We start from the raw sequence: 21,913 nt of genomic DNA, 5'->3' as shown, positions 1-21,913 counted from the left end.
ATGACCGACTTGTTTCGTGTGTCACATTCGATACTGCTGTGGGGCCATCAGACCGCCTTGTAACCGCCATCCACAAACAGTTCTTCGCCAGCGATGTAACTGCTCTCGTTCGATGCCAGGAATAACACCACTTTGGCGATCTCATCTGTCTGGCCGAGTCTCCCAAATGGTATCATCTGCTTCACAGCATCCTCGGTCACCTCGTTGTTGTCTCGAAAATACTTCTCCATTGCCGGCGTGAGGATCATTCCAGGGGAAACCACATTCACGCGAATGCCCTGGCTTGTAAGGTCGGTCGTCCACGTACGTGCGAACGAGCGGACCGCAGCCTTAGTGGCACTATAGATCGACAAATTGGGAAGCCCTTTGCTGCCCGCCCCCGATCCGGTAAGGATCACCGTGCCTCCAGCCTTCATTAGTGGCAACGCTTTCTGTACGGTGAAGACCATGCCCTTCACGTTCGTAGTGAAAACACGATCGAAGTGCTCTTCCTCGATGCCGCCGAGTGGTGCGGACTCGGAAATTCCTGCGTTAGCAAACACGACGTCAATCTTGCCATGGTCACGCTGGATGAGCTCGTAGAGTCGATCGAGATCGGCGAGGTTGCTGGCGTCTCCCTGGACGCCGACGGCACCGTTGCCGATCTCCTTAGTGGCCTCGTCCAATCGTTCTTGCCGACGCCCTGTAATGTATACATGCGCGCCTTCTGTCGCGAAGTGTTGTGCCGTCGTCAAGCCAATGCCATCACTACCGCCTGTAATTACCACGACCTTGTTCTCAAATCGTTTCATTATTTCATCAACTCTCTTTCGTTTAAAATGGAGGATTACTCCACTTATTATACGGAGGTATCCTCCGCTTTTCAAGTGGCAGCGAGAAAAAACATCATTTCTTTTAGCCCCTAATCTCTTTTGACACGTTCTCCGACTCCCATTACACTAGAGAGAGCGGAGGTTTTCATCAGGCCGATGCGGGGTGTGCATGATTGGTGGGAATACGTTTTTACGTCACAAAAGAATTTGAACAAGCCATGAAGATGCTCATCGAGAAGGAACTTTGGAACTTGAAATCTCCATTCTAAACGGTGCCAATAAACCGAAAAAAATATCGCTTTTTAGTAAGAGAAATCCAGGGCAGACTTAACTGTCCAGGGTAAGGAGGGAAACGCATTGACTGACGTAAATCCACTGCGGGCAGACGCCCAACGAAACCGTGAACGTATCCTTGCTGCAGCTGAAGAGGTCTTCCTGGAGCGAGGTGCCGGTGCTTCGCTGGAAGACGTTGCTAAGCGGGCGGGTGTTGGAATCGGAACGCTCTACCGGCGCTTTCCTACGCGCGAAGAGCTCTTGGCTGCAGCCTACAGCGACCGCTTCTTGTCCTTCGCACAAGCCAGTCGGGAAAGATCTGCCGGGCTTGATCCAGCAAGTGCGGTACGTTCCTATCTTGAAGAACTCGTCCTGAACACGATCGTTTATCGTGGGCTTGCTGTCTCACTGGGAACTGTTCTTGAAGTTGGTACGCCGGGTTGCCATGCGACAAGCGCGGAAGGGGTGCGCTTGCTGGACCAGGCGCAGAAGGCCGGGGTTATTCGTTCTGATATCACCTTCGATGATCTGGTGTACGTCGCAACCGCGACATGCCTTGCTGTTGAACGAGATGACTCGCCGAAATCTCGCATTGCTCATTGGATCGACTTGTTCCTTAACGGCATCAGCGTGCAGAACGGTTCCAGAAACTCAATGGATACAATGAATAGTGAATGAGATGCTTGGCGATGTGGGTATGGGCAAGGTCAGCCTGATGAGCGCAAGACGGGAATCGTCTAAATTTAAAATGGAATGAATGAGGGAGGCCTATGCGTGCGCGCATAGGCCTCCCTGATTTTATACCCCAACTATCACACGAGCAGTCCGACCATTTTCAAGCCGTACAGTATTCCATCCTCGTCCACGGGGCGTGTTACATATTTGGCCGCAGCCTTGGCTTCGGGCACGCCGTTGCCCATAGCGACACTGTTGGTGATCATCGTCAGCATCTGCACATCGTTCAGGGCATCCCCGAAGCAGTATTGATGCTCAGGCGCGATCCCCAGCTTTTCTGTAATTTTGCGGATGCCGATGGCCTTGGAGCCTCCGGAGGGCACAACGTCCACGGAATAGGGATGCCAGCGCACAAAATCAAAGGCTGTGAAGACCTCCTCATAAAACTCTTCCTCCGCGGCCTGGCACATGAGCAGCGACTGGTAAATTTCCCGTCCGTGATAGTAGAGCGGGTCATGCTCGGGCACATACTTCAGCTTAAAGGTGTTCATGCTTTTGGCCACAAACTCATCATTGGGCACGCTGGCTCTCATCGCTTCGTTGCCCATATAAACCACGGCATGGTCATGCTGCAGGGCAAGCTCTGTCATGTTGTGAAGAGCTTCCTTGTCCAGCGGGTGTGAATAAATCAATTCGCCTTTCAGCACAACATACGAACCGTTGTAACAGACGTATGTATCAATCCCGAGCCTGTCACGAATATCCTTGCTCATGAAGGGCGCCCGTCCTGTTGCAATGGCGACCTCATGGCCCAGCTCCTTCAGATCTCTTACGGCCTGCTCGGCACTGGCGGGCAGCTCCTTGTTATGATCCAGTAAAGTACCGTCGATATCAAAGAAAATAATGCTTTTTTCCGGCATGTTCAGAGCACCTGACTTTCCGATTGTAATGTCTTTGAAATTAGCTTGCTTGCTCTATTATAGCAAAGATATGTTCCATAAAAGCCATTAAGGTGGGGCGCCGCTATCCGTGCAGTTTTCGGGGTAATGGTAGACAGGACACCGCCGATCCGCGAGATGATCTTCCATATAAGGAGCGCGGGTATGATGGGTACGAGCGGGGGCCAGTCTAGGAAGAGGAGGTCATGCATTCATGAACAATCAGGAGATTATTCGCTGCCGTGATCATCGCCCTTTCGAACTGCCGGAAGGCCCCTGGGTCATGAAGCAGGTGTGGAATAAGCTGCTGCTGGCGCATTGGCCGGTCAGGCAGGAGGAGCTGCTGCCCTGTATTCCGGATGGGCTGGAGCTGGATTTATGGGAAGGGAAGGCGTGGCTGAGTCTGATTCCTTTTTATATTACCGGGCTAAGAGTGCGCGGGACCCCTCCATTACCCTGGCTCAGCAGGTTTGCGGAGCTGAATGTACGGACTTATGTAACACGTGGAGGCAAGCCCGGAATTTTCTTCTTCAGCCTGGACGCCGAACGGCGGCTTGCAGTGGAAGCGGCACGGCTGCTGCATCTTCCTTATATGTATGCCCGCATGTCTGTTGGCAGGAAAAATGATTGGATTACATATCGAAGCGAGCGCAGGGACAAGAGGGGGCGTCCGGCTGTCTTTGAAGCGTTGTACCGCCCTGCGGCCGAGCGAAAATTCAATGCGCTGCCGGGCACGCTGCTGCACTGGCTGACCGAACGTTACCGCCTCTATGCCGCCGACGGCGCAGGAAGGTTGTATGCCGGAGACATTCACCATCTGCCGTGGGAGCTGCAGGAGGCGGAGCTGAGGATCAGCCGGAATACGATGACAGAGGCGCATGGCATTCATACGCCCAGCCAGCAGCCTGCGCTGATTTCATTTGCAGAACAGCAGGAGACCCTCTTTTGGCCCATCCGACGCATTTAAGTGAGGATTTTGCAAAGTCCCGAAGTAAAAAGCAGGCCCCTTCCGCTTAAAGCAGAGGGGGCCTGCGATGTTAATCGATCAGTATAACTTGCCACTCATTCTGAGCGTTTTGCTTAAAATAAAGGTTGTTGCTGAAATCCCTGATTCCGAATACATCATCCCTGGAGGTGCCGGACACCGGAACAAGAATTCTGCCGTCTTCCTCAATGGCTTTGCCAACCTTATCAAACCGATAGTTCATCGGTTCCTTCAGCACATTTTTGAAATCCGCGCGATCCTCTGTGGCATGATTCGGAAATATTTTTTCATAGCTTGCTTCATCCGGCTTGATGACAGCGGTGAGGAAGGCTTGCAGTGCGGCTTTGAGTCTGTCATCGATCAGAGGATCATCCACGCCGTTCCAGTCAATGAATACCCCGCTTTTAAACAGATCGGGATTGGTGCCGTCAGTATTTTCAGCAGGATCCTTGCCAGAATTAGAATCTTGGGCAGGCTCCTTACCGTTGTCTTGGGCAGGTTTCTCACCTGCAGGCGAAGAGGGCTCCTCGGTGCTTGGCGTTTCTTGCCCAGCCGGTGGAACAGGATCCGCAGTATTCTCCGTATTGCTGGAGCAGGCAGCCATGAAGGCAAGGACGACGACGGTAAACAGGGAAAATATCCGTTTGTTCATTTCTTCCTCCTTGTCTTTCTTCTGATATTAGGAAGCTTATTCCAGGTAGTATATGCTTCCTAATATCTTAAACTTAACCTGCATGAGGAAGTTAAAGCAAATCCATGTGTCCTGGCACAGATCACAGTTGAAAAAAATGATTGGACTGTGAAGGTCAGTACGGATCCATGCATTTTATTCGTCTTTTAAGGTGGAGAGGATAAATACGGTGTTCGTACGGGTGACTGAGTGCTTGTTTTTGAGGGTCTCCGTAATAAACTGTTCAAGCGACTGGATATCCGGCAGGGATACCTTCAGCAGATAGTCGTATTCGCCTGCCGTGTGATGGCATTCCAGCACATACTCCGACTCAATAATTTTCGTTCTGAATTGATGAGTTTCTTCGTTTCCCTGAATAACTACGAATATGTATGCCAGACAATGCTGTCCCAGTGTATGGCGGTTCAGCTTGACAGTGAAACGGTCGATAACACCGCTGCTTTCCAGCTTGCGGATACGTTCAGCCACAGCAGGAACGGACAGGTGTATCGTCTTGCTGATTTCCGAGCTGGTCATGCGGCTGTTTTGCTGAAGCATTTCGAGAATGCGTTGATCAGTAGCATCCATAGGTTGATGCACCCCCGTTTTTTAAGTTCATTATATCTGCTTGTTAACATGATTCAACGAATTACACAATTGTCTTAAATGTTAACATAAAAAGTAAGGTTGAGTTAAATTTTTTAGTTCAGTCCGTGCAAATGGTACTCCAACTTAAGATTTTTAAGCGTATTCATTTTAACGCCAAAAAGAAGCCTGCGTCTGCCCAACTGTTCTGTTGTTCTGTGTCCCGCCTAACCGATCCGCCAGCTACCTAACCGATCCTGCAAAACCCATGCGCATCAACGAATAGCTCATCCCGTGGCAGATTGCACGATTGCCCGTTGTAGCAGGGTTTCTTAAGATATCAGCAAGTATTAACTTCGAAGCTCATGCTTCCTGATATCGCAAGAAAAACTTCCGCTACAAGAAAAACTTCCACAAAATGTGGTCTGTCTTCTTTGGAGGTACTTTTTATGGACGTTTTTCTTACCATCAGGGTGAGCCATCAACCGCAGGAGCATTCACGAAAGGGGGCAGGAACAGATGGCTGAACTGTCGGAGCAAGCCGAACTGGAGCAGGCGTACGCGGGCTCGTCCGTCAAAATCAGAAACCGTTACGCGCAAAATATCCGCAAGCATTGGATGCTGTATGTCATGATCATGCCCGGAATCCTGTTTTATATCGTATTCAAGTACGTCCCGCTCGCGGGAAGCGTCATCGCTTTTCAGGATTATCAAATATTCAAGGGGATTCTGAACAGTCCCTGGGTTGGGCTCGACAACTTCAAATTCATTTTCACGTATCAGGACTTTTACCAGGTTTTGCGCAACACCGCTTTGATAGCGCTTTATCAGCTGGTCATCGGGTTTCCGGCGCCGATTCTGCTGGCGCTGCTATTTAATGAAGTGAGGCTGATGCTTGCAAAACGTGTCCTGCAGAGCCTTTTCTATCTTCCGCATTTTCTGTCATGGGTCGTCGTTGGCGGTATTGTGTTCGAGGTGCTGGCTACCGGCGGAATCGTAAACACTGTCCGCGGCTGGTTCGGGTTCGAGCCGGTCCTGTATATGCAGCAAGAGCGGTATTTCCGCTCGATTGTCGTAATATCCTCGATCTGGAAGGAGGTCGGCTGGGGAACGATTATATATCTGGCCGCGCTCAGCGGTATTGATCCCACCCAATATGAAGCGGCTGTCGTTGACGGAGCGAACCGCTGGAAGCAGACTTTGTACATTACACTGCCTGCCCTGTTCCCTACGGCGCTCATTCTGTTCCTGTTGAACATCGGCAACTTCCTGGAGCTGGGCTTTGACCAAATCTATAATCTGCTGACACCGATGACCTACTCCGTCGGGGATATTATCGAGACCTATGTGTACCGCTCAGGGGTGCTGCAGGGACAATACAGTGTGACAACAGCCATTGGGGTATTTCAGTCGGTCATCGGCTTCATTTTGCTCTGGATCTTTAATCGGCTGGCGAAAAAATCGGGAGAGGGGCTGTGGTGATGAAACGGACCGCCGGAGAAAAAGGCTTTCAAATTGTCAACTATGTGATTCTTGCCGCCGCAGCACTAACGATGATCATTCCGCTGCTGCACCTGCTGGCTGTCTCGCTCAGCTCTCCGATTGCCGCCGATTCCAAGGCTGTCTTCCTGCTGCCGGTCGAATTTACGACCGCTTCGTGGGAGCATATTTTGCAGGATGGCGGGCTGTGGCGTTCATTCGGAATTACAGTTTTTATCGCTGTCGCAGGCACGGCGCTCAGCATGCTGTTTTCGGTGCTGACGGCGTTTCCTCTGTCCCGTAAGGAGTTCCTGCTGCGCAGGCCTGTCATGCTGGCTATCGTCATTACGATGATCTTCAATGCGCCGATGATCCCTTTTTTCCTGACCGTACGGGAGCTTGGCATGATGAATTCCTTATGGTCGCTCATTCTTCCGGGGGTGATCGGCACCTTCAACATGATTATTTTGCGTACCTTTTTCATGGGGCTGCCCAAGGAGCTTGATGACTCGGCGCGCATCGACGGCTGCAATGATTTCCGCATTTTGTTCCAGATTTATCTGCCGCTCTCGAAGCCTGTACTGGCAACAGTTAGCCTGTTCTACGCCGTCGGTTACTGGAATACGTTCCAGCGCGCGGTGCTGTTCCTCCGCGATCCGGGGCTGTGGCCCCTGCAGATGAAGCTGAGGGCTTACCTGACGAGCCCGGAGGAGCTGGCGCAGGTCAATCTCCTTCTGGGGGATTACGACTACAATACGACAACGCTCAAGGCGGCTACCATTATTTTTGCAAGCGTTCCCATCATTCTGGTGTACCCTTATTTGCAGAAGTATTTTGTGAAAGGTGCACTGCTCGGCTCCTTGAAGGAATAAGCGATAGTCAGGGCCAGGATTGATCATGGATCAACATCATAAGGGGGATTCAAATGAAAAGGAAGCTACGGATGACAACGTGGAGAAAATGGGGTGTGCTGCTGCTGTCCATGGCCGTGCTTGGCGGATGCGGCGGCGGAGCCGACGGGAACGGAAGCGGTGAACCGCAGACAAGTGCCGAAAATCCCGGCGCAGTGAAGGTCAAAGTGTTCAAGAGCCATATGGGCCTAGGAACGATTCCTGGCCCTGGCGACGCTCACGTAAAGTACGTTGCTGAGAAAACCGGCGTGGAATACGAGCTGATGACGACACCTCCCGGCTCTGAGCCGGCGGAGTACCTGAACGTGATGATCGCTTCAGGCGAGCTGCCGGACATTCTGCGCCCTATCGGCGGAGTGGAGCAGACGCTCATTCAGCAGGGCGGTGCGCTGCCGCTGGACGATCTGCTGCCGAAATATGCGCCGCACGTCTGGAACAGCATCCCCGAGGAGGCATGGAATATTGTGCGTTCGGCCTCGGAGGACGGGAAAATCTATTATGTGCCCAAGGTGTTCCTTGTGCCCGAGCGGGCGCCGCTCATCCGCAAGGATTGGATCGACAAGGTCGGCATGAAGATGCCGGAGACGGTGGAGGACTACGTGGAGCTGCTGAAGGCATTCCGCGACAAGGACCCGAACGGCAACGGCAAGCAGGATGAGCTGCCGACGAGCGGGCGGGAGTTCGGGCGCTGGATGGACCATTTATTCGCCATTTACGGGGTGGCTATGTGGGAAGGGTATCCCGAATGGGACATCTATGACGGCAAAATCCAGTACGCCGGTGTTACCGAAAATATGAGAGAAGCGATTAAATTCATACAGATGTTATATAAGGAAAAGCTGCTGGACAACGAAACCTTCCTGAACAAGGGTGAAGTATGGCAGGCCAAAATCAACAACAATCTGGTGGGAAGCTGGTACCACCTGCCCGCTAACGTCCGCGACCGCTATAATGCGATCCTGACCCAGGCGCCGGATGCTTATATTGAGGTGATGCCGATTCCGAAGGCGGAGGGTTTTGACGGTTTTGTCACCCAGAAAAGCATGGGCGAGCCTGAATGGATGATTCCGGCGGTTGCGGAGCAAAATGCGCCTAATGCCCTGAAGCTGCTCGATTTCTTCTATGATCCGGCCAATGAGGAGTTTGTCCGCTATGGGATTGAAGGGCAGCATTATGTGGTGAAGGACGGCGAGAAAGTTATTCTGCCTCCGGCCGACGACAGGCCGCTCGCGCTGGGGATGAAGAATTTCACCACTGCCGAGGACATGGATAAGCGCATTGATGAAACCTATCCGAAGGAGCAGCGGCAAATGGTGAAGGATATGTTCATCGTCAGCACCGCCGATGCACGCCGGATTGCGGGGGACGGCCTCCCGGCTGCCGTTTATGACGGATTCCCGGATATTCAATCCCATAAGCTGTTCCAGGAATATTTGACGAAAATCGTGATTGGCGAGCTGCCGATTGAGGCATTTGATGAATATGTGGCGAAATGGAAGGCGTCGGGCGGAGATCAGGTGACGGAGCGTGTGCAGGCCTGGTACGACAAGGTGAAAAAATAAGTAAGGAAAGAAGTCGGATTTACCGGGTCGTAACGAAGGAAGGCGAGCAGTATAATAGCGTTATACTGCATAAATAAGGTGGGAGACAGCTATGGCCCGGTCCTTTGTCCAATGGTTGAAAGGCAGTCTTGCCAACACTCAGACCCGGCTGCTGCTGGTGCTTACGGCGGCGGTGTTCCTCATCATTACAGCAGTGGGGGTGGCGGCGTATTATACGTCCAAGGCCGTGCTGCAGGAGGAACTGAGTGAGCCTCAGCACCAGCTTTTGCGCATCGGCATGAATTCCATCGATGAGTACATCCGGGAGGGCGACCAGCTCGCGGTCAAAATAGCATTAAACAATGAGGTGTACCAGTTTTTGACCGGCGCGAATCAGGCTTCGTACAGAAATATTACGGAATTGGTGCAGTTTCTGAATACGATGGTCAACAGCACAGTCTATATTAAAAGCGCTTACATTTATGATGTGAAGCGGGAGAGCATGGTGGCATTTCCGCAGGGCTTCAGCTCCAGCAAGGCCAATTTCGCCGATTCCGAATGGACGGATGGCATCGCGGATGAATTCGGGGACCGGATGATGCTGGTCAAGAAAAGAAGTGTGCCGTCGGGGGCGGCGGCAGCCGGATCAGAAATTACGCTGTTCCGCAAAATTATGATTCAGGGCGAGATGAGGGGCATCATTGCGGTCAATTTCAAGCCTGAGCAGCTGTTCTCGCATATGCTTTTGCCCTCCGTATCCCATTTGGACAGCCGCCGCTTCGTACTGGATTCGTCAGGCAGGACGCTGTATGAGCTGGGAACCTTCGACTTTGGACAGGGAGCGGCGCAGGCCGCCGTGAAGCAATTGAACGGAGCGCGGCTCGGTGACTTCGATCACGGGGGAAGGAGACTGCTCGCCACCCAGATCGAATCGCCGGTCACAGGCTGGCGCTACCTGTCCGTCGTATCGCAGAACAGCCTGCTGTCCAATACCCGCAAAATCCGCGATGCGGTCATTGCGGTATCGATTGCGGCACTGCTGACGGGCGCGGTGGCTATCGCCTACTACAATGCCGCAGCCTTCAGGCCGGTCCGCCGTATGAGAGAGCTGTTCAGTAATTACGACTCCCGTCGGGTCAGTACGGATCTAAGGGATCTGGAGCGGGTGACTGGAGAGCTGCTGACAGACCATGCCCAGCTATCGGTCCGCCTGCGGCAGACGATGCCGGAGGCAGCTTCCAAGCTGCTCGCAGACATTTATGCTGGCAATATCACTGGGCAAAGGGATATCAGCGGGAAGTGGAGCCGTTATTTTAAGGACTGGACCGGTGCGCCGCTGCTCGTGGTCATGGTGTCCATTGACGATTACGCGGCCTGGAGCAGACGGTTTGCCCAGTCAGACCATTCGCTGCTGAAATTTGCCATGACCAATATTATTACGGAGCTGTTCGCGCAGAGCTGGCTCGTTCTGGCCTCCGATCTGGGTAGAGACCGGATGGCGGTACTGCTGCAGCCGGTAGGCACCGGGGAGCCCGATCATGCGCAGGCAGTGCTTGCCATGGCCTCGGAGGAGATTTTCCGCTTGCTGAAGTTTCAGGTGTCGGCAGGCATCAGCATTTGCAGCGGCGGGCCCGGATGTCTGCGGCAGGCAATGTATGACGCGGAAACAGCCCTGGGCTATCGGCTGTACAAGGGCTACGGGCAGGTGATCCATTTCCGCGAGGTGCCGAGGGATTGTCTTAAGGCGAAGCGGCCGCCTGAAGCCGAGCTGCAGGCCAGGCTGGCGGAGGCCGTCGAGGCGGGCAGCGGAGAGCGGGCTTTGGCAGTGCTGGATAAGCTGGTCAGCCAGATCCGTGAGGACGAATGGCAGCCGGCGGTGGCGGCGCATTATCTGGAATCACTGTATGTGGGGCTGAAGCGGCTGCAGCAGGGAAGGGAAGCCGAAAGAGACGGTGAATGCGAAGCGCCTTTTTTCTGTACAATGCAGCTGGAGGACGCCGCTGGATATTTGCGGAGACAGACAGAGGAGCTCGCCGCCTCCTACGGCAGGGTGCAGGAAAGCAAGGATTTTATCCTCTGCCGGCAGATGATCGATTATATGAATCAGCATCTGAACGATCCGGTAGGTGTGCAGGAGATTGCGGATCATACGGGCATCAGCGTCAGCCTGGCCAGCCAGCTGTTCAAGCAGGAAATGAACGAGACGATACATGGCTACTTTACGAGACTGCGGATGGAGCGTGCGTGCGAGCTGCTGATCCGAACAGATTACAAAATATCGGAAATTGCGATGATGGTCGGTTATCAGCATGAGAACAGTTTTATCCGGGTGTACCGCAAATATAAGGATATTACGCCGGGCAAATACAGGGAAATGATGCGCGGCCGCAAGGAAGCACTGCCGGATTGAACGGCACGCTCTTGCGGTTGCTGCATCCTGAAAAGGAGGCTGTATGTGTAGTGGACAGAAAGCGGATTGTTGAGCGGCACCATCCGGTGCTGACGCGGCTTGAACCCCTGTCGCCGTTATCCGTCGGCAATGGAGAGTTTGCGTTCAGCGCCGATTTTACGGGACTGCAGACGTTCCCGGAGCTGTACGAGGTGCCGCTTGGGACACAGTCGAACTGGAGCTGGCATTACAGCGGAGGGCATCATGTGTATGGCGGGCAGGATGTGGAGTACCAGCAATATGAAACGTACGGCCGCAAGGTAGGGTATCCAATGAAGCCCGGGGACAGGGAGGATGCCTATCACTGGCTGCGTCAAAATCCGCATCGGCTTCAACTGGGCCGTATCTCCTTCCGTCTGCTGCATCCTGACGGTCGGCAGATGGAGGCTTTGGAAGTGGTTCCGGTCAGGCAGGAGCTGAATTTGTGGACAGGAACGCTGCACAGCAGCTTTTCGGCCGGGGGGACGGAGGTGCACGTGACGACGGCCTGCCATCCGCAGCAGGATTGTCTGGGGATACGTGTGGAGTCAGAGCTGCTGCGGGAAGGGCAGCTGCACGTATTCGTGCGCTTCCCGGCACCGGATATGACACACCGCAGCTGGTCCAAGTCGGTGTTTCCCGACTGGGGGAATGACAGCAGGCACAGTACGCGTCTGGCGGGGAGCTCTGCCAATTCGGTCCGGCTGAAACGCGCGATGGACGAGGACGGCTACAGCGTGCAGTGGCAATGGTCGGCGGGACAGCTTGAGCAGACCGGTGCGCATGAATTTACACTACGTCCTGACTCGGGCGGGACTGTGTTTGAATTTGCGGCGGCTTTTGGACTTGAAGAGCCGCACACGGAGCCGGTGGAGCAGATTTTGGCCGCCAGCGCCGCCCATTGGGAAGCGTTCTGGCACAGCGGGGCCGCTGTCAGCTTCGAGGGCAGCGCAGACCCGCGGGCCGCTGAGCTGGAACGGCGGGTCGTACTGTCCCAGTTCCTGTGCGCGCTGCACAGTGCAGGCTCGCTGCCGCCGCAGGAGACCGGCCTGATGTACAACAGCTGGTTTGGCAAGCTGCACCTGGAGATGCACTGGTGGCATGCAGCTCATTTCCCGCTGTGGGGGCGGGCGGAGCTGCTGCGCAAGAGCATGGACTGGTATCTGTCCATATTGCCCCGCGCCCGCGAGCTGGCGCGTTCGCAGGGCTATGAAGGCGCGCGTTGGCCGAAGATGGTCGGCCCTGACGGCAGGCAGACGCCTTCGCCCGTAGCGCCTGCCCTAATCTGGCAGCAGCCGCACCCGATGGTGCTGGCGGAGTTGTGTTATCTGGCCGAGCCCGTGCGTGATCTGCTGGAACGGTATCAGGCCATCGTCTTTGAAGCTGCCGATTTCATGGTGTCCTACGCCCACTGGGATGAAGTGCGGCAGGCCTATGTGCTGGGGCCGCCGCTCATCCCCGCCCAGGAGAATCACGCCATGGAGCTGAGCATGAACCCGCCTTATGAGCTTGAATATTGGCGGTTCGGGCTGGAAATCGCCGTGAAATGGGCGGAGCGGCTGGACGTTCCCGCCAACCCAGCATGGGTTCGAGTGGCGGACAGTATGGCGAAGCCGAGGCAGGAGGAAGGTGTATATCTGGCGCACGAGCATTGCCTGGACACGTTTACAGCTAAGAACCATGACCATCCGTCCATGGTCGGCGCCCTCGGACTGCTGCCGGGTACGCTCATCGACCGGGACATAATGAGAAATACGCTGTTTAAGGTCAAGGAGTGCTGGGATTGGGACTCGGCCTGGGGCTGGGATTTTCCGATGTGCGCGATGACGGCGGCCCGGCTGGGCGAGCGGGAGCTTGCCGTGGATTTTCTGCTGATGGATGCAGTGAAAAATACGTATTTGCCCAATGGGCACAACTATCAGCGGCCGGGGCTATGGGCGTATCTGCCGGGCAACGGCGGTCTGCTGACAGCGGTAGCCATGATGGCGGCAGGCTGGGCGTCCGGTGAAGAGCGGGATTGTCCGGGTTTTCCGACAGACGGCTGGTCAGTGCAGTGGGAAGGGCTGCAGCCCTGGCTATGACCATGCCTGATGGGTGTGCTTGTAATTTACCGAAAGCACGCACCTGGCTTACGCTCAGCAGAAAGACTTAAGTTAAGCACGGTCTGTCTTAGGTTAGGTGATCTGTTTAAGGCTAAGTGATCTGTCTCAGGCGATATGGATAGTCTCAGGCAATATGTCGGTTGGCATTTCTCTATACTGACTTCGAGAGGGGATAAGCGATGGGAAAAGGAACAGTATCGCCCGCGGAATGGAAGCTGTACAAGGACCGTGTCACCGGACTTCCTGTCCGGCAGCTTACGGATTACAAGGCGCACAGCCATCATTTGTATTTTACGGAAAACGGCTGGTATGACGGCGGGAAGCGTGTGCTGTTCGTGTCGGACCGCGATAACACAACCAACCTGTTCTCCATCCATCTGGACAGCGGGCTGATCACACAATTGACGGACTATGCGGATAACGATCAGCTGGACGCCTGTCTCTCCCCGGACGACAGCCTGGCGTTTGTCAGAGTGAGGGGTACGGTGGTGCGGCTGGATCTGGTTACTCTAGAGGAGCGGACGCTATATGAGTGTCCGTCCGGATTTCAGATCGGGAATATAAGCTGTACGGCAGACGGCAGATCCGTAATTACCTGCATTCAGGAGGATCTGTCGCACAGACTCGACTTGGACCTTGGCAACGGCTACGTAGGGCATCGCGAGCTGATGGAGGCGGCACCGGTCAGCCGGATCATCGAGATTCCTGCTGACTCAGGTAACGCCCGCACGGTGTATGAGGACCGCTGCTTCATTACCCATATCAACGCATCACCGACAGAGCCCTGGCTGCTGACTTTTTGCCATGAAGGGCCGTGGCATCTGGTGGATCACCGGGTCTGGGGCCTGGATCTGCGCACAGGCCGTGCCTGGAAAATTCGGGAGCGGCTGGAGCCGGGTGAAAAGGTGGGGCATGAGTTCTTTTTCCCGGATGGCCAGCGGATTGGCTATCACGGGTTTCGGCTGAACGGCACCAACTTCTTCGGCAGCATTCGTTATGACAACACCGGCATGGAAGAGACGGATTTCCCCTTCGATACATGGCATGCCCATCAGGACGGCGGATCGCAGGCAGTAGTGGACGGCAAGGGCCCTGTAAAAACGCTGAGCCTGTGGCGGAAAAAGGCGGATTGTACCTATGACGGGCCGCGAGTGTTGTGCGAGCTGCGGTGCAGCTTTCATTCGCAGAAGGTGCATGCCCATCCCCGCTTCAGTCCGCAAGGAGACCGGATTCTGTTCACCAGCGACCGGACGGGATATGCCAATGTGTATTTGATTGAGCTCCCGGAGGAGATTGATGTGCTGCCCTTGCAGGGCGAATAAATCCGTGAAGAATCGCTTCGTAGATAATTCAAAGACAAAAATATGCGAAATAGGGAGAAAAAATTCGCCGAAAAGTTCGCCGAAATCATGCATTTTCACATCAATAGAGCCCCCTCGGTCTGCAAGATAGCGAAAAAGAACGGATTCAAGAGCAATAAAGTCTCCTGAGTCCGGTTCGTTGCGGAGGCGGTCATATAAAAAAGCGGTTTTTTCCTTCACGGAGAAAGCCGCTTTTTCCATTCAAATAGGGCGAATTTTCGGCTATATGTGTCTATAATAGAAACAAGAAAGAGGGATGAAGTGACTCAGCTAAAAAGGAGGCCGCTAGCATGAACTTGAACTACTACAACACGTTTATCGCTGTTTCCCCGGATTGTCCTGTTATGGATGGCACAATTCCGCAGGAAAGAGCGGGCAAGCCGACAAAGGCAGGCATTGAGTACGAGCTGGCAGCTGGGCAGCCTTATTTCTATACACAGGAGGAGCTTCTGTATCAGGTATACATCCGGCACAAGGAGATTCCGGAAGAAGAGCTGGAGCAGCGCGGTGCGGAGATTCGCAGTGCTTTTTTCGGCAGATCACAGGCCTGTCTCAGAGCGAGCATGCTGCCGAAGAAGTTCGGCTGGGGCATTCATTTTAATGCCGAAGGAAAGCTGGCCCTGGTGCCAATGGAGTCGGAGCAGTACCGGAGTTATACGGCAGGGGAGCATAAAGAAGTAAAAGTCATCCCGGCAATGAGGAATGCACGGCCCAAATAATCCCCAGGAAATACTTTGGCAACTATGTAACCGCTATCTTTTTTTGGCTGTAGGATATTGAAACAGTACGTTCACCTTGGTTATAGTGTAACTAAGAAATGTTTAATTTTGAAACAGAGGATGATGCACGTGAAGGTACTGGCCATTGCGCCGTATGAAGGTTTGAAAGAGATGATTCTCAGCCTGGCAGAAGGCCAGGACATGGAGTTGAGGGTGGAAACAGGGGATTTGCAGCAGGGGTTAAAATACGCCGAGGAAGCGGCACGTAAAGGGACGGATATCATAATCAGCCGCGGCGGCACGGCCAAGCTGATCCAGTCCAGAGTCGCCATCCCTGTCATTGAGATTGAAGTGTCCGGCTACGATATGCTCAGGGTATTGACGTTAGCCAAAGGATATCCCGGAAAGGTGGCCATTGTCGGCTTCGCCCAGGTGGTCGCCGGTGCGGCGGCGGTGTGCGAAGTGCTGGATATGAAGATTTCCTCGTATACGGTCCAGGATGAATCGGGGGTAGGCCAGGTACTGCAGGAGCTGCGGGAGCAGGGCTATCAGATTATCGTCGGGGACGTCATTACCGTCAAGGAAGCGGAAAAGCTGGGGTTGATCGGTTTTTTGCTGACCTCGGGTAAAGAGAGCGTGCTGCGTTCATTCCAGCAGGCGCGGAAGTGGCATGCGCTGTTCGAAGCGTTCAAACGGGACTATGGCATGGCTTACCAGGTGCTCCAGGCAGAGCAGGCGGGGGTGGCCGTTTATGACCGCGAGCAGCGGCAGGTGTTCGGCAATCCGTATTTTAGTCGGCAGGTCGCCCCTTTTTTGGATTCAGACAAAATAGGCAGTGTCGTCCATCAAATCCTGATGAATGGTCCGTTCCATACAATGCTGGAGCAGAAGGAGCAAATCTGGCGGGTCAGCGGTTACCCGCTGCAGGGTCCGGGCGGGCCTTTGGCCGTATTGCGGATTACGGGCGGAAAAAGCCGGGATGAAATCAGGCTGAGGGGGGCTTCCCTTGTACCTGCAGAAGCCGGCTTGCGCGCGGCGCAGGTGGCCGGCAACATCGTCAGCCATAACAGCAGGATGAGGCATGCGCTGGACAAGGCGCGGAGCTATCGTGATCAGGAGCTTTCCGTCTGGATTTCCGGGGAAAAGGGGACGGGCAAGGAGCTGCTGGCACAGTTTATTCATTTTGGCGGCGAAAGAGGACTGCGGCCGTTTCTGAAGATCGAATGTGGACTGGCTTCACAGGAGCTGTGGGACACGCTGCTGAGTGAGGAGCGGAATGAGGAGCTGTTCGGCAGTCTTGCGCAGGGCACTGTATTTTTGCGCGACATTGACGCCCTTGGCGAAGGTGAGCAGAAGAGATTGGCCGACTATCTGGACAAGCATGCGCCTGCTTTTCAGTGGATTGCGTCCTCCAGGGAGGATATTCTGGAGCGGATCGAGAATGGCGGTTTCAGCGCGGAGCTGTATTACAGGCTGGCGGAAGTCACGCTGCCCCTGCCCTCGCTCAGGGAACGCAAAGAGGATATTGAAGGCTTGTCCCTGCTGTATATCAACGAATATAACGCCAAATACGGCAAGCAGGTGGTCGGGCTCAGAGATGAGGCGAGAGAGCAGCTCGAACGGTTTGAATGGCGCGGCAATATTCACCAGCTGCGGCAAGTGATGGAGGAAGCCGTGCTGATTGCCAAAGGATTGTACATTGAGCAGGGGGAAATCAGCGGGGTGTTGTCCACCAGACAAATGCGGCCCGAGTACGGGAAACCGGACTTTGATCTCAGCGGAACGCTGGAGGAAATTGAGCAGCGGATTATACACCAGGTGTTGCTGGAGGAAGGCATGAATCAGGTGAAAACCGCCGAACGGCTGGGCATCAGCCGTACTACGCTGTGGCGGAAGATAAAGTAACTAGCTAAACACTACAACATGTTTCATAATGAAGCATGTTGTTTTTAATTTGAACAATTTACCAAAACGTGTTGTTAAATTGAACATGCAAGACTATAATCTCTTTTGAAAGCGCTTGTAATGGAAATAGTTCAATTATGAAACAAGTCCACTTGAATTAGGAGGCTTAACCATGAGATTCAAAGGCATTATTCCCGCGATGCTGCCCCCTTTGACGGAAGAGCAGCATGTGAATGAGCAGGTAACCCGTCAGCTTACACGGCGGATGATCGATGCGGGTGTTAACGGTGTGTTTGCCCTCGGAACGAACGGGAAGTTTCATTTACTGGAGGAGAAGGAGAAGCTGAATAATGAATGATCCGGCCGTTGCCGGCTCTTCCCGAGAAATGTAAGCGTTTGTATAACCTTTTTGGAGCATGAAGGGAGCTGTCATATGGAAAATTTAAGCGCAGGAACAATACTTTTCATATTGTCTGTAATTGCTGTCTATATTGTAATTACAACTTTACTGACTTTTAAAATGCGTAGTAAATCCAGCTCTGAATTTAATAATGCAGCCAAATCATTACCAGCTATCGTGGTTGGGGTATTAATGATGTCTGAGTTCATTGGCACGAAGTCGACCATAGGTACAGCAGAGTCGGCATTTACACATGGTATCGCCTCTTCGTGGTCGTTATTGGCAGGCTCTATCGGCTTTTTCATGTTTGCGTTCTTTCTGGTCAGCAGGTTCTACAACACCGGCCATTATACGATTTCCGGTATTGTGCGCGAAAAATTCGGCACCTCCACAAAAGTGGTCGTTTCTATAATCATGATCGTATCCCTATTGGTCGTGAATCTGGGCAATTATTTGAGCGGGGCAGCCGCGATTTCATCTATTTTGGGTATTCCGATTATGACCTGTGCCATTATTACGATGATTATCAGTACCATTTATTTTACCTTCGGCGGGATGAAGGGTGTGGCGTGGATTACATTGCTTCACTCGGCCTTCAAATACGCGGGAATTCTGCTTACGGCATTCATAGCACTATACCTGACAGGTGGCTTGAAGCCAATGCAGATGGCGCTTCCAGAACATTACTTTACTTGGGACGGTACAATTGGTACGAGCAAAATCATTGCATGGATTATCGGCACGATGGGTGCGATTTTCTCCACACAGTTTATTATTCAAGCGATTACGTCTACCAAGGATGCCAAAGCGGCCAAGCGGGCTACAATCTATGCGGGGTTGTTGTTCCTCCCTCTTGGATTGGCTGTAGCGATTATCGGTGTCTGTGCTCGTTATCTGTATCCAGATATTGATCCGATCTATGCATTCCCTGTATTTATGCAGCATATGAATCCGATTCTGAGCGCGATTGTTGCCACTTCATTGGTTGCTTCCATTTTTGTAGGCGTTTCCACGGTGGCGCTGTCTACGACAACGCTGCTGATGGATGACTTTATTTTGCCGAAAATGCAGGAAGTGACGCCGGAAAAGCGGATGAAGATGACGCGAATCATCGCGGTGATCGTAGGCATTATTCCGCTAATCGGTGTGGCATTTGCTCCTGAACTGCTTTCTCTTTCCTTCTTCACCCGTGCACTTCGCGCAGCGATCGCAGTGGTTGCAGGGATGGGCTTCTTCTTGCCGCTGTACAGCTCGAACCGCGGAGCAACGATTGGCCTCTCCCTATCAGCAATAGCGACAACCGTATGGTACTTGCTTGGTGACCCCTATGGCATTGACAACATGTATATTGCCGTGGTTACACCGATGATTGTCATGTTTATTGATCGGTTCATCGGCAAGCCGCAGCAGAAATCCAGCTCTCAACAGACAGATATCCGTGTAAAAATATGAAATCGGGAGGAATTTCAACATGAGCAATCCACAGGAAACTGTACATTTTCATTATGAAGTTACACAGACAGCCGGGGAGAAATACCGTGAGGATGCCTTTATTCCTTCGGATGCTGTACAGAATCATGCAGCCAATCTGCATGTACTCGACAATGGTGACTTGTTATGTGTATGGTTCGCCGGTACCCAGGAGGGCATCCCTGATATTTCGATCTACCTGTCACGATTGAATAAAGGCACCAACAAGTGGACGAAGCCTGTAAAACTATCGGATGATCCGACGCGTTCGGAGCAAAATCCGGTACTGTTCTCCGCGCCGGATGGCAAGCTGTGGCTGCTGTATACAGCCCAAAAGTCCGGCAATCAGGATACGGCTGTGATTCGTTATAGGGTTTCTGAGGATCAGGGGTACACGTGGGGTGAAATCGATACGTTGTTCGATACGCCGGGAATCTTCATTCGCCAGCCAATCACGGTCCTCGATAATGGAGACTGGCTGCTGCCCATCTGGTACTGTTACACGAATCCAGGTGAGAAATGGACAGGAAACAAGGATGTAAGCGCCGTGAAAATTTCCTCGGATCAAGGCCGAACCTGGACAGAGGTCTCTGTGCCGGATAGCCTGGGCTGTGTTCACATGAATATTGAGAAATTGGATGACGGAAGACTCATTGCTTTATTCCGGAGCCGCTGGGCTGATCATATCTATCAAAGTGAGTCCAGCGACAATGGCCGAACCTGGAGCAGTCCGCGCCCGACTTCGCTGCCCAATAATAATTCATCCATTCAATTTACGAAGCTGTCGAATGGTCATCTGGCGCTCGTGTTCAATAATATCAGTGCTACGGAGTCCATGGAACGGCGTGCCTCGTTATAAGATGAAATAGAAGATGAAGAAGAAGAATTGAGCGGTAATGCAGAAGCCGTGTCGTCAAATGATGAACGGCAAGCCTTTTGGGGAGCGCCGCGGGCGCCCATGACCATCGCCATCTCCAAGGATAATGGTGCTACCTGGTCCGCTACTCGTAATATTGAAATCGGGGATGGATATGCGATGACGAATAATTCGAAAGATAAGCTGAACCGCGAATATTCTTATCCTTCCATTAAGCAGTCAGCAGACGGTAAAATCCACATTGCCTTTACGTACTTCCGGCAGGCGATTAAATATGTGGTTATTAGCGAACCGTTTGTGGAGCAGGATTGATGCATCTGCACATCCTAAGGAGGTGTGACCATTGATCTTGGCTGCATTAGATCAAGCTGAGTTGTTCCGCCATCTACATCCTGGGTTTGACGAGGCCTTTGCTTTTATGCAGCAAAGCTCTACAAGGGATCTTGTCCCAGGCAAATATGAAATAGATGGTGATCGGGTATTTGCAATGGTGCAAGAATATGTTACAAAGCCTGAGAGCGAGTGTGACTGGGAAAGTCATCGTGAGTACATTGATATTCAATATTTAGTATTAGGGCAGGAGCAGATGAACAGTGCACCGTTGGACCGGCTTATCGACCAGTCCGATTATGTAACTGCCACAGATAAGATCAGCTACCGCTCCGCTTTGTCACCTTACAGCTCTCTGCAGGTGAGAGCGGGTCAGTTCACGATCTTCTTTCCAGAAGACGGTCATCAGGCGTGCATTTGTTCGGGCACTTCCGAGGTTGTGAAGAAAATTGTAATTAAAGTAAAGGCATCTGCCCAATGCGCACATCAGACGAAAAATGGGGAGTGAAGCATCATGCTCTTGGAAGGGAAGGTAGCGATCGTTACAGGAGCGAGCAGAGGCATAGGCAGAGCGATCGCGCTAACACTGGCGACTCATGGCGCTACACTAGTGCTGAACGGAACGCGTGAAGACTTGCTGACTGAGCTTGCAGGGGAAGTGAAGTCTCTGGGACGGTCTTGTGCTGTATGTGCCGGAGATGTGTCGGATCAACAGACAGCTGGGGAGTTAGTGCGTGCCGCTGTGGGTCAATTTGGCCGGATCGACATTCTTGTCAATAATGCGGGAATCAACAGGCGCGCCTCAACGTTGGATATGGACCCTGTGGAGGATTGGCAGCGGGTACTGGACATTAATTTGAACGGCACGCTTTATATGTGCAGGGCGTCTCTGCCTTATATGATTGACAACAAGTACGGGAAAATCGTAAATGTAACCTCTACGACGGCTAAAACTCCACATAGGAATGCGGCTCCCTCTTACGGGGCCTCCAAGGCGGGTGTGAACTATTTGACTCAGCATTTGGCCTTGGAGATGGCGAAGCACAACATTTATGTAAACGCTGTTTGCCCAGGGCCAATCGATACCGATATGAGTCAGCAGTGGACAGCTGATTATAGGGAGAGTGTCATCAACCGAATACCGCTTGGGAAATTGGGAACGCCGCAAAATGTGGCTGATGCCGTCTTGTTCCTGTCTTCTTCAATGTCTGATTTTATTACAGGTGAATCTATTAATATTAATGGAGGTACCTATATGAATTGAAGTGATGTAAGAGGCGGAAACGGGACGCAGGGCTTAGAGATGAGGCGAGAGAGCAGCGGATTATACAGCAGGCTGGAGGAAGGCATGAACGAGGTGAATACCGCCGAACGGCTGGGCATCAGCCGCACCACGCTGTGGAGGAAAATAAAGTAACTAGCTAATCAAGACAACATGTTTCATAATGAAAC

At 52.8% G+C, this 21,913-nt stretch carries 19 protein-coding genes and 1 pseudogene; 16 read left to right on the top strand and 4 right to left on the bottom strand.

Features of this window, described 5'->3' with window-relative positions; genetic code table 11:
- Positions 1 to 47: 47 nt before the first annotated feature.
- Positions 48 to 791 carry an SDR family NAD(P)-dependent oxidoreductase gene (locus ACE5KN_RS26695; RefSeq protein WP_375527644.1) on the bottom strand — a complete coding sequence of 248 codons (744 nt, stop codon included), beginning with the start codon at positions 789 to 791 and terminating at the stop codon, positions 48 to 50.
- A 378-nt stretch (positions 792 to 1,169) separates the two neighbouring features.
- Between ACE5KN_RS26695 and ACE5KN_RS26690 the strand changes: the two genes are divergently transcribed.
- Complete coding sequence (locus ACE5KN_RS26690; RefSeq protein WP_375527643.1) at positions 1,170 to 1,763, top strand: SbtR family transcriptional regulator; 594 nt, start codon at positions 1,170 to 1,172, stop codon at positions 1,761 to 1,763.
- A gap of 134 nt (positions 1,764 to 1,897) precedes the next feature.
- Here ACE5KN_RS26690 and ACE5KN_RS26685 read toward each other — a convergent pair whose 3' ends face one another.
- On the bottom strand, positions 1,898 to 2,680 hold the full coding sequence (locus ACE5KN_RS26685) for a Cof-type HAD-IIB family hydrolase (protein WP_375527642.1): 783 nt from the start codon (positions 2,678 to 2,680) through the stop codon (positions 1,898 to 1,900).
- A 232-nt stretch (positions 2,681 to 2,912) separates the two neighbouring features.
- On the opposite strand from ACE5KN_RS26685, the gene ACE5KN_RS26680 reads away from it, so the two are divergent.
- Entirely contained in the window at positions 2,913 to 3,665 is a 753-nt protein-coding gene (locus ACE5KN_RS26680) for a YqjF family protein (RefSeq protein ID WP_375527641.1), read from the top strand.
- A gap of 70 nt (positions 3,666 to 3,735) precedes the next feature.
- On the opposite strand, the gene ACE5KN_RS26675 is transcribed toward ACE5KN_RS26680, so the two are convergent.
- Together ACE5KN_RS26675 and ACE5KN_RS26670 are read right to left on the bottom strand one after the other, a co-directional pair.
- Positions 3,736 to 4,335 carry a hypothetical protein gene (locus ACE5KN_RS26675; protein ID WP_375527640.1) on the bottom strand — a complete coding sequence of 200 codons (600 nt, stop codon included), beginning with the start codon at positions 4,333 to 4,335 and terminating at the stop codon, positions 3,736 to 3,738.
- Positions 4,336 to 4,509: 174 nt separating this feature from the next.
- Positions 4,510 to 4,941: an Lrp/AsnC family transcriptional regulator gene (locus ACE5KN_RS26670; RefSeq protein ID WP_375527639.1), complete on the bottom strand. Its 432-nt coding sequence runs from the start codon at positions 4,939 to 4,941 to the stop codon at positions 4,510 to 4,512.
- 516 nt (positions 4,942 to 5,457) lie between these two features.
- Between ACE5KN_RS26670 and ACE5KN_RS26665 the strand changes: the two genes are divergently transcribed.
- The 14 genes and pseudogenes from ACE5KN_RS26665 (at position 5,458) to ACE5KN_RS26600 (ending at position 21,878) form a co-directional block, all read left to right on the top strand.
- Entirely contained in the window at positions 5,458 to 6,420 is a 963-nt protein-coding gene (locus ACE5KN_RS26665) for an ABC transporter permease (RefSeq protein ID WP_375527638.1), read from the top strand.
- Entirely contained in the window at positions 6,420 to 7,289 is an 870-nt protein-coding gene (locus ACE5KN_RS26660; protein ID WP_375527665.1) for a carbohydrate ABC transporter permease, read from the top strand. The genes ACE5KN_RS26665 and ACE5KN_RS26660 overlap by 1 nt, the downstream gene beginning before the upstream one ends.
- A 71-nt stretch (positions 7,290 to 7,360) precedes the next feature.
- A complete protein-coding gene (locus tag ACE5KN_RS26655; protein ID WP_375527664.1) occupies positions 7,361 to 8,890 on the top strand; it encodes an extracellular solute-binding protein in 1,530 nt (509 codons plus the stop codon).
- A 91-nt stretch (positions 8,891 to 8,981) separates the two neighbouring features.
- Entirely contained in the window at positions 8,982 to 11,279 is a 2,298-nt protein-coding gene (locus tag ACE5KN_RS26650; protein WP_375527637.1) for a helix-turn-helix domain-containing protein, read from the top strand.
- 50 nt (positions 11,280 to 11,329) lie between these two features.
- On the top strand, positions 11,330 to 13,378 hold the full coding sequence (locus tag ACE5KN_RS26645; protein WP_375527636.1) for a glycoside hydrolase family 65: 2,049 nt from the start codon (positions 11,330 to 11,332) through the stop codon (positions 13,376 to 13,378).
- 200 nt (positions 13,379 to 13,578) lie between these two features.
- Positions 13,579 to 14,721, top strand: a complete 1,143-nt coding sequence (locus tag ACE5KN_RS26640) for an oligogalacturonate lyase family protein (protein ID WP_375527635.1) — start codon at positions 13,579 to 13,581, stop codon at positions 14,719 to 14,721.
- 329 nt (positions 14,722 to 15,050) lie between these two features.
- Positions 15,051 to 15,479 carry a DUF6157 family protein gene (locus tag ACE5KN_RS26635; protein ID WP_375527634.1) on the top strand — a complete coding sequence of 143 codons (429 nt, stop codon included), beginning with the start codon at positions 15,051 to 15,053 and terminating at the stop codon, positions 15,477 to 15,479.
- A 123-nt stretch (positions 15,480 to 15,602) separates the two neighbouring features.
- On the top strand, positions 15,603 to 17,384 hold the full coding sequence (locus tag ACE5KN_RS26630; protein WP_375533193.1) for a sigma-54-dependent Fis family transcriptional regulator: 1,782 nt from the start codon (positions 15,603 to 15,605) through the stop codon (positions 17,382 to 17,384).
- 172 nt (positions 17,385 to 17,556) lie between these two features.
- Positions 17,557 to 17,742, top strand: a complete 186-nt coding sequence (locus tag ACE5KN_RS26625) for a dihydrodipicolinate synthase family protein (protein WP_375527632.1) — start codon at positions 17,557 to 17,559, stop codon at positions 17,740 to 17,742.
- Between the two features lie 75 nt (positions 17,743 to 17,817).
- Positions 17,818 to 19,236 carry a sodium:solute symporter family protein gene (locus tag ACE5KN_RS26620; RefSeq protein WP_375527631.1) on the top strand — a complete coding sequence of 473 codons (1,419 nt, stop codon included), beginning with the start codon at positions 17,818 to 17,820 and terminating at the stop codon, positions 19,234 to 19,236.
- A 19-nt stretch (positions 19,237 to 19,255) separates the two neighbouring features.
- A pseudogene (locus ACE5KN_RS26615) lies at positions 19,256 to 20,443 on the top strand (sialidase family protein).
- Between the two features lie 31 nt (positions 20,444 to 20,474).
- Complete coding sequence (locus tag ACE5KN_RS26610) at positions 20,475 to 20,969, top strand: NanQ anomerase/TabA/YiaL family protein (RefSeq protein ID WP_375527630.1); 495 nt, start codon at positions 20,475 to 20,477, stop codon at positions 20,967 to 20,969.
- A gap of 6 nt (positions 20,970 to 20,975) precedes the next feature.
- The gene (locus ACE5KN_RS26605) at positions 20,976 to 21,725 is read left to right on the top strand and encodes an SDR family NAD(P)-dependent oxidoreductase (RefSeq protein WP_375527629.1); all 750 of its coding nucleotides are present in this window, start codon (positions 20,976 to 20,978) and stop codon (positions 21,723 to 21,725) included.
- A gap of 39 nt (positions 21,726 to 21,764) precedes the next feature.
- The gene (locus ACE5KN_RS26600) at positions 21,765 to 21,878 is read left to right on the top strand and encodes a helix-turn-helix domain-containing protein (RefSeq protein ID WP_375527628.1); all 114 of its coding nucleotides are present in this window, start codon (positions 21,765 to 21,767) and stop codon (positions 21,876 to 21,878) included.
- Positions 21,879 to 21,913 lie beyond the last annotated feature (35 nt).

The sequence above is a fragment of the Paenibacillus terreus genome, from assembly GCF_042138595.1.
Classification (GTDB): Bacteria; Bacillota; Bacilli; order Paenibacillales; family Paenibacillaceae; genus Paenibacillus; species Paenibacillus terreus.
Note: the sequence above shows the minus strand (reverse complement) of the source record. Positions and strands in the feature narration are given on the sequence as shown.

Excerpts from the sequence above, each read along its gene's own strand:
- ACE5KN_RS26650 (WP_375527637.1), top strand. The coding sequence starts at position 8,982 with ATGGCCCGGTCCTTTGTCCAATGGTTGAAAGGCAGTCTTGCCAACACT.
- ACE5KN_RS26675 (WP_375527640.1), bottom strand. The coding sequence starts at position 4,335 with ATGAACAAACGGATATTTTCCCTGTTTACCGTCGTCGTCCTTGCCTTC.
- ACE5KN_RS26625 (WP_375527632.1), top strand. The coding sequence starts at position 17,557 with ATGAGATTCAAAGGCATTATTCCCGCGATGCTGCCCCCTTTGACGGAA.
- ACE5KN_RS26600 (WP_375527628.1), top strand. The coding sequence starts at position 21,765 with ATGAGGCGAGAGAGCAGCGGATTATACAGCAGGCTGGAGGAAGGCATG.
- ACE5KN_RS26665 (WP_375527638.1), top strand. The coding sequence starts at position 5,458 with ATGGCTGAACTGTCGGAGCAAGCCGAACTGGAGCAGGCGTACGCGGGC.
- ACE5KN_RS26630 (WP_375533193.1), top strand. The coding sequence starts at position 15,603 with ATGCACGTGAAGGTACTGGCCATTGCGCCGTATGAAGGTTTGAAAGAG.
- ACE5KN_RS26620 (WP_375527631.1), top strand. The coding sequence starts at position 17,818 with ATGGAAAATTTAAGCGCAGGAACAATACTTTTCATATTGTCTGTAATT.
- ACE5KN_RS26695 (WP_375527644.1), bottom strand. The coding sequence starts at position 791 with ATGAAACGATTTGAGAACAAGGTCGTGGTAATTACAGGCGGTAGTGAT.
- ACE5KN_RS26660 (WP_375527665.1), top strand. The coding sequence starts at position 6,420 with ATGAAACGGACCGCCGGAGAAAAAGGCTTTCAAATTGTCAACTATGTG.
- ACE5KN_RS26635 (WP_375527634.1), top strand. The coding sequence starts at position 15,051 with ATGAACTTGAACTACTACAACACGTTTATCGCTGTTTCCCCGGATTGT.
- ACE5KN_RS26680 (WP_375527641.1), top strand. The coding sequence starts at position 2,913 with ATGAACAATCAGGAGATTATTCGCTGCCGTGATCATCGCCCTTTCGAA.
- ACE5KN_RS26685 (WP_375527642.1), bottom strand. The coding sequence starts at position 2,680 with ATGCCGGAAAAAAGCATTATTTTCTTTGATATCGACGGTACTTTACTG.
- ACE5KN_RS26670 (WP_375527639.1), bottom strand. The coding sequence starts at position 4,941 with ATGGATGCTACTGATCAACGCATTCTCGAAATGCTTCAGCAAAACAGC.
- ACE5KN_RS26640 (WP_375527635.1), top strand. The coding sequence starts at position 13,579 with ATGGGAAAAGGAACAGTATCGCCCGCGGAATGGAAGCTGTACAAGGAC.
- ACE5KN_RS26605 (WP_375527629.1), top strand. The coding sequence starts at position 20,976 with ATGCTCTTGGAAGGGAAGGTAGCGATCGTTACAGGAGCGAGCAGAGGC.
- ACE5KN_RS26655 (WP_375527664.1), top strand. The coding sequence starts at position 7,361 with ATGACAACGTGGAGAAAATGGGGTGTGCTGCTGCTGTCCATGGCCGTG.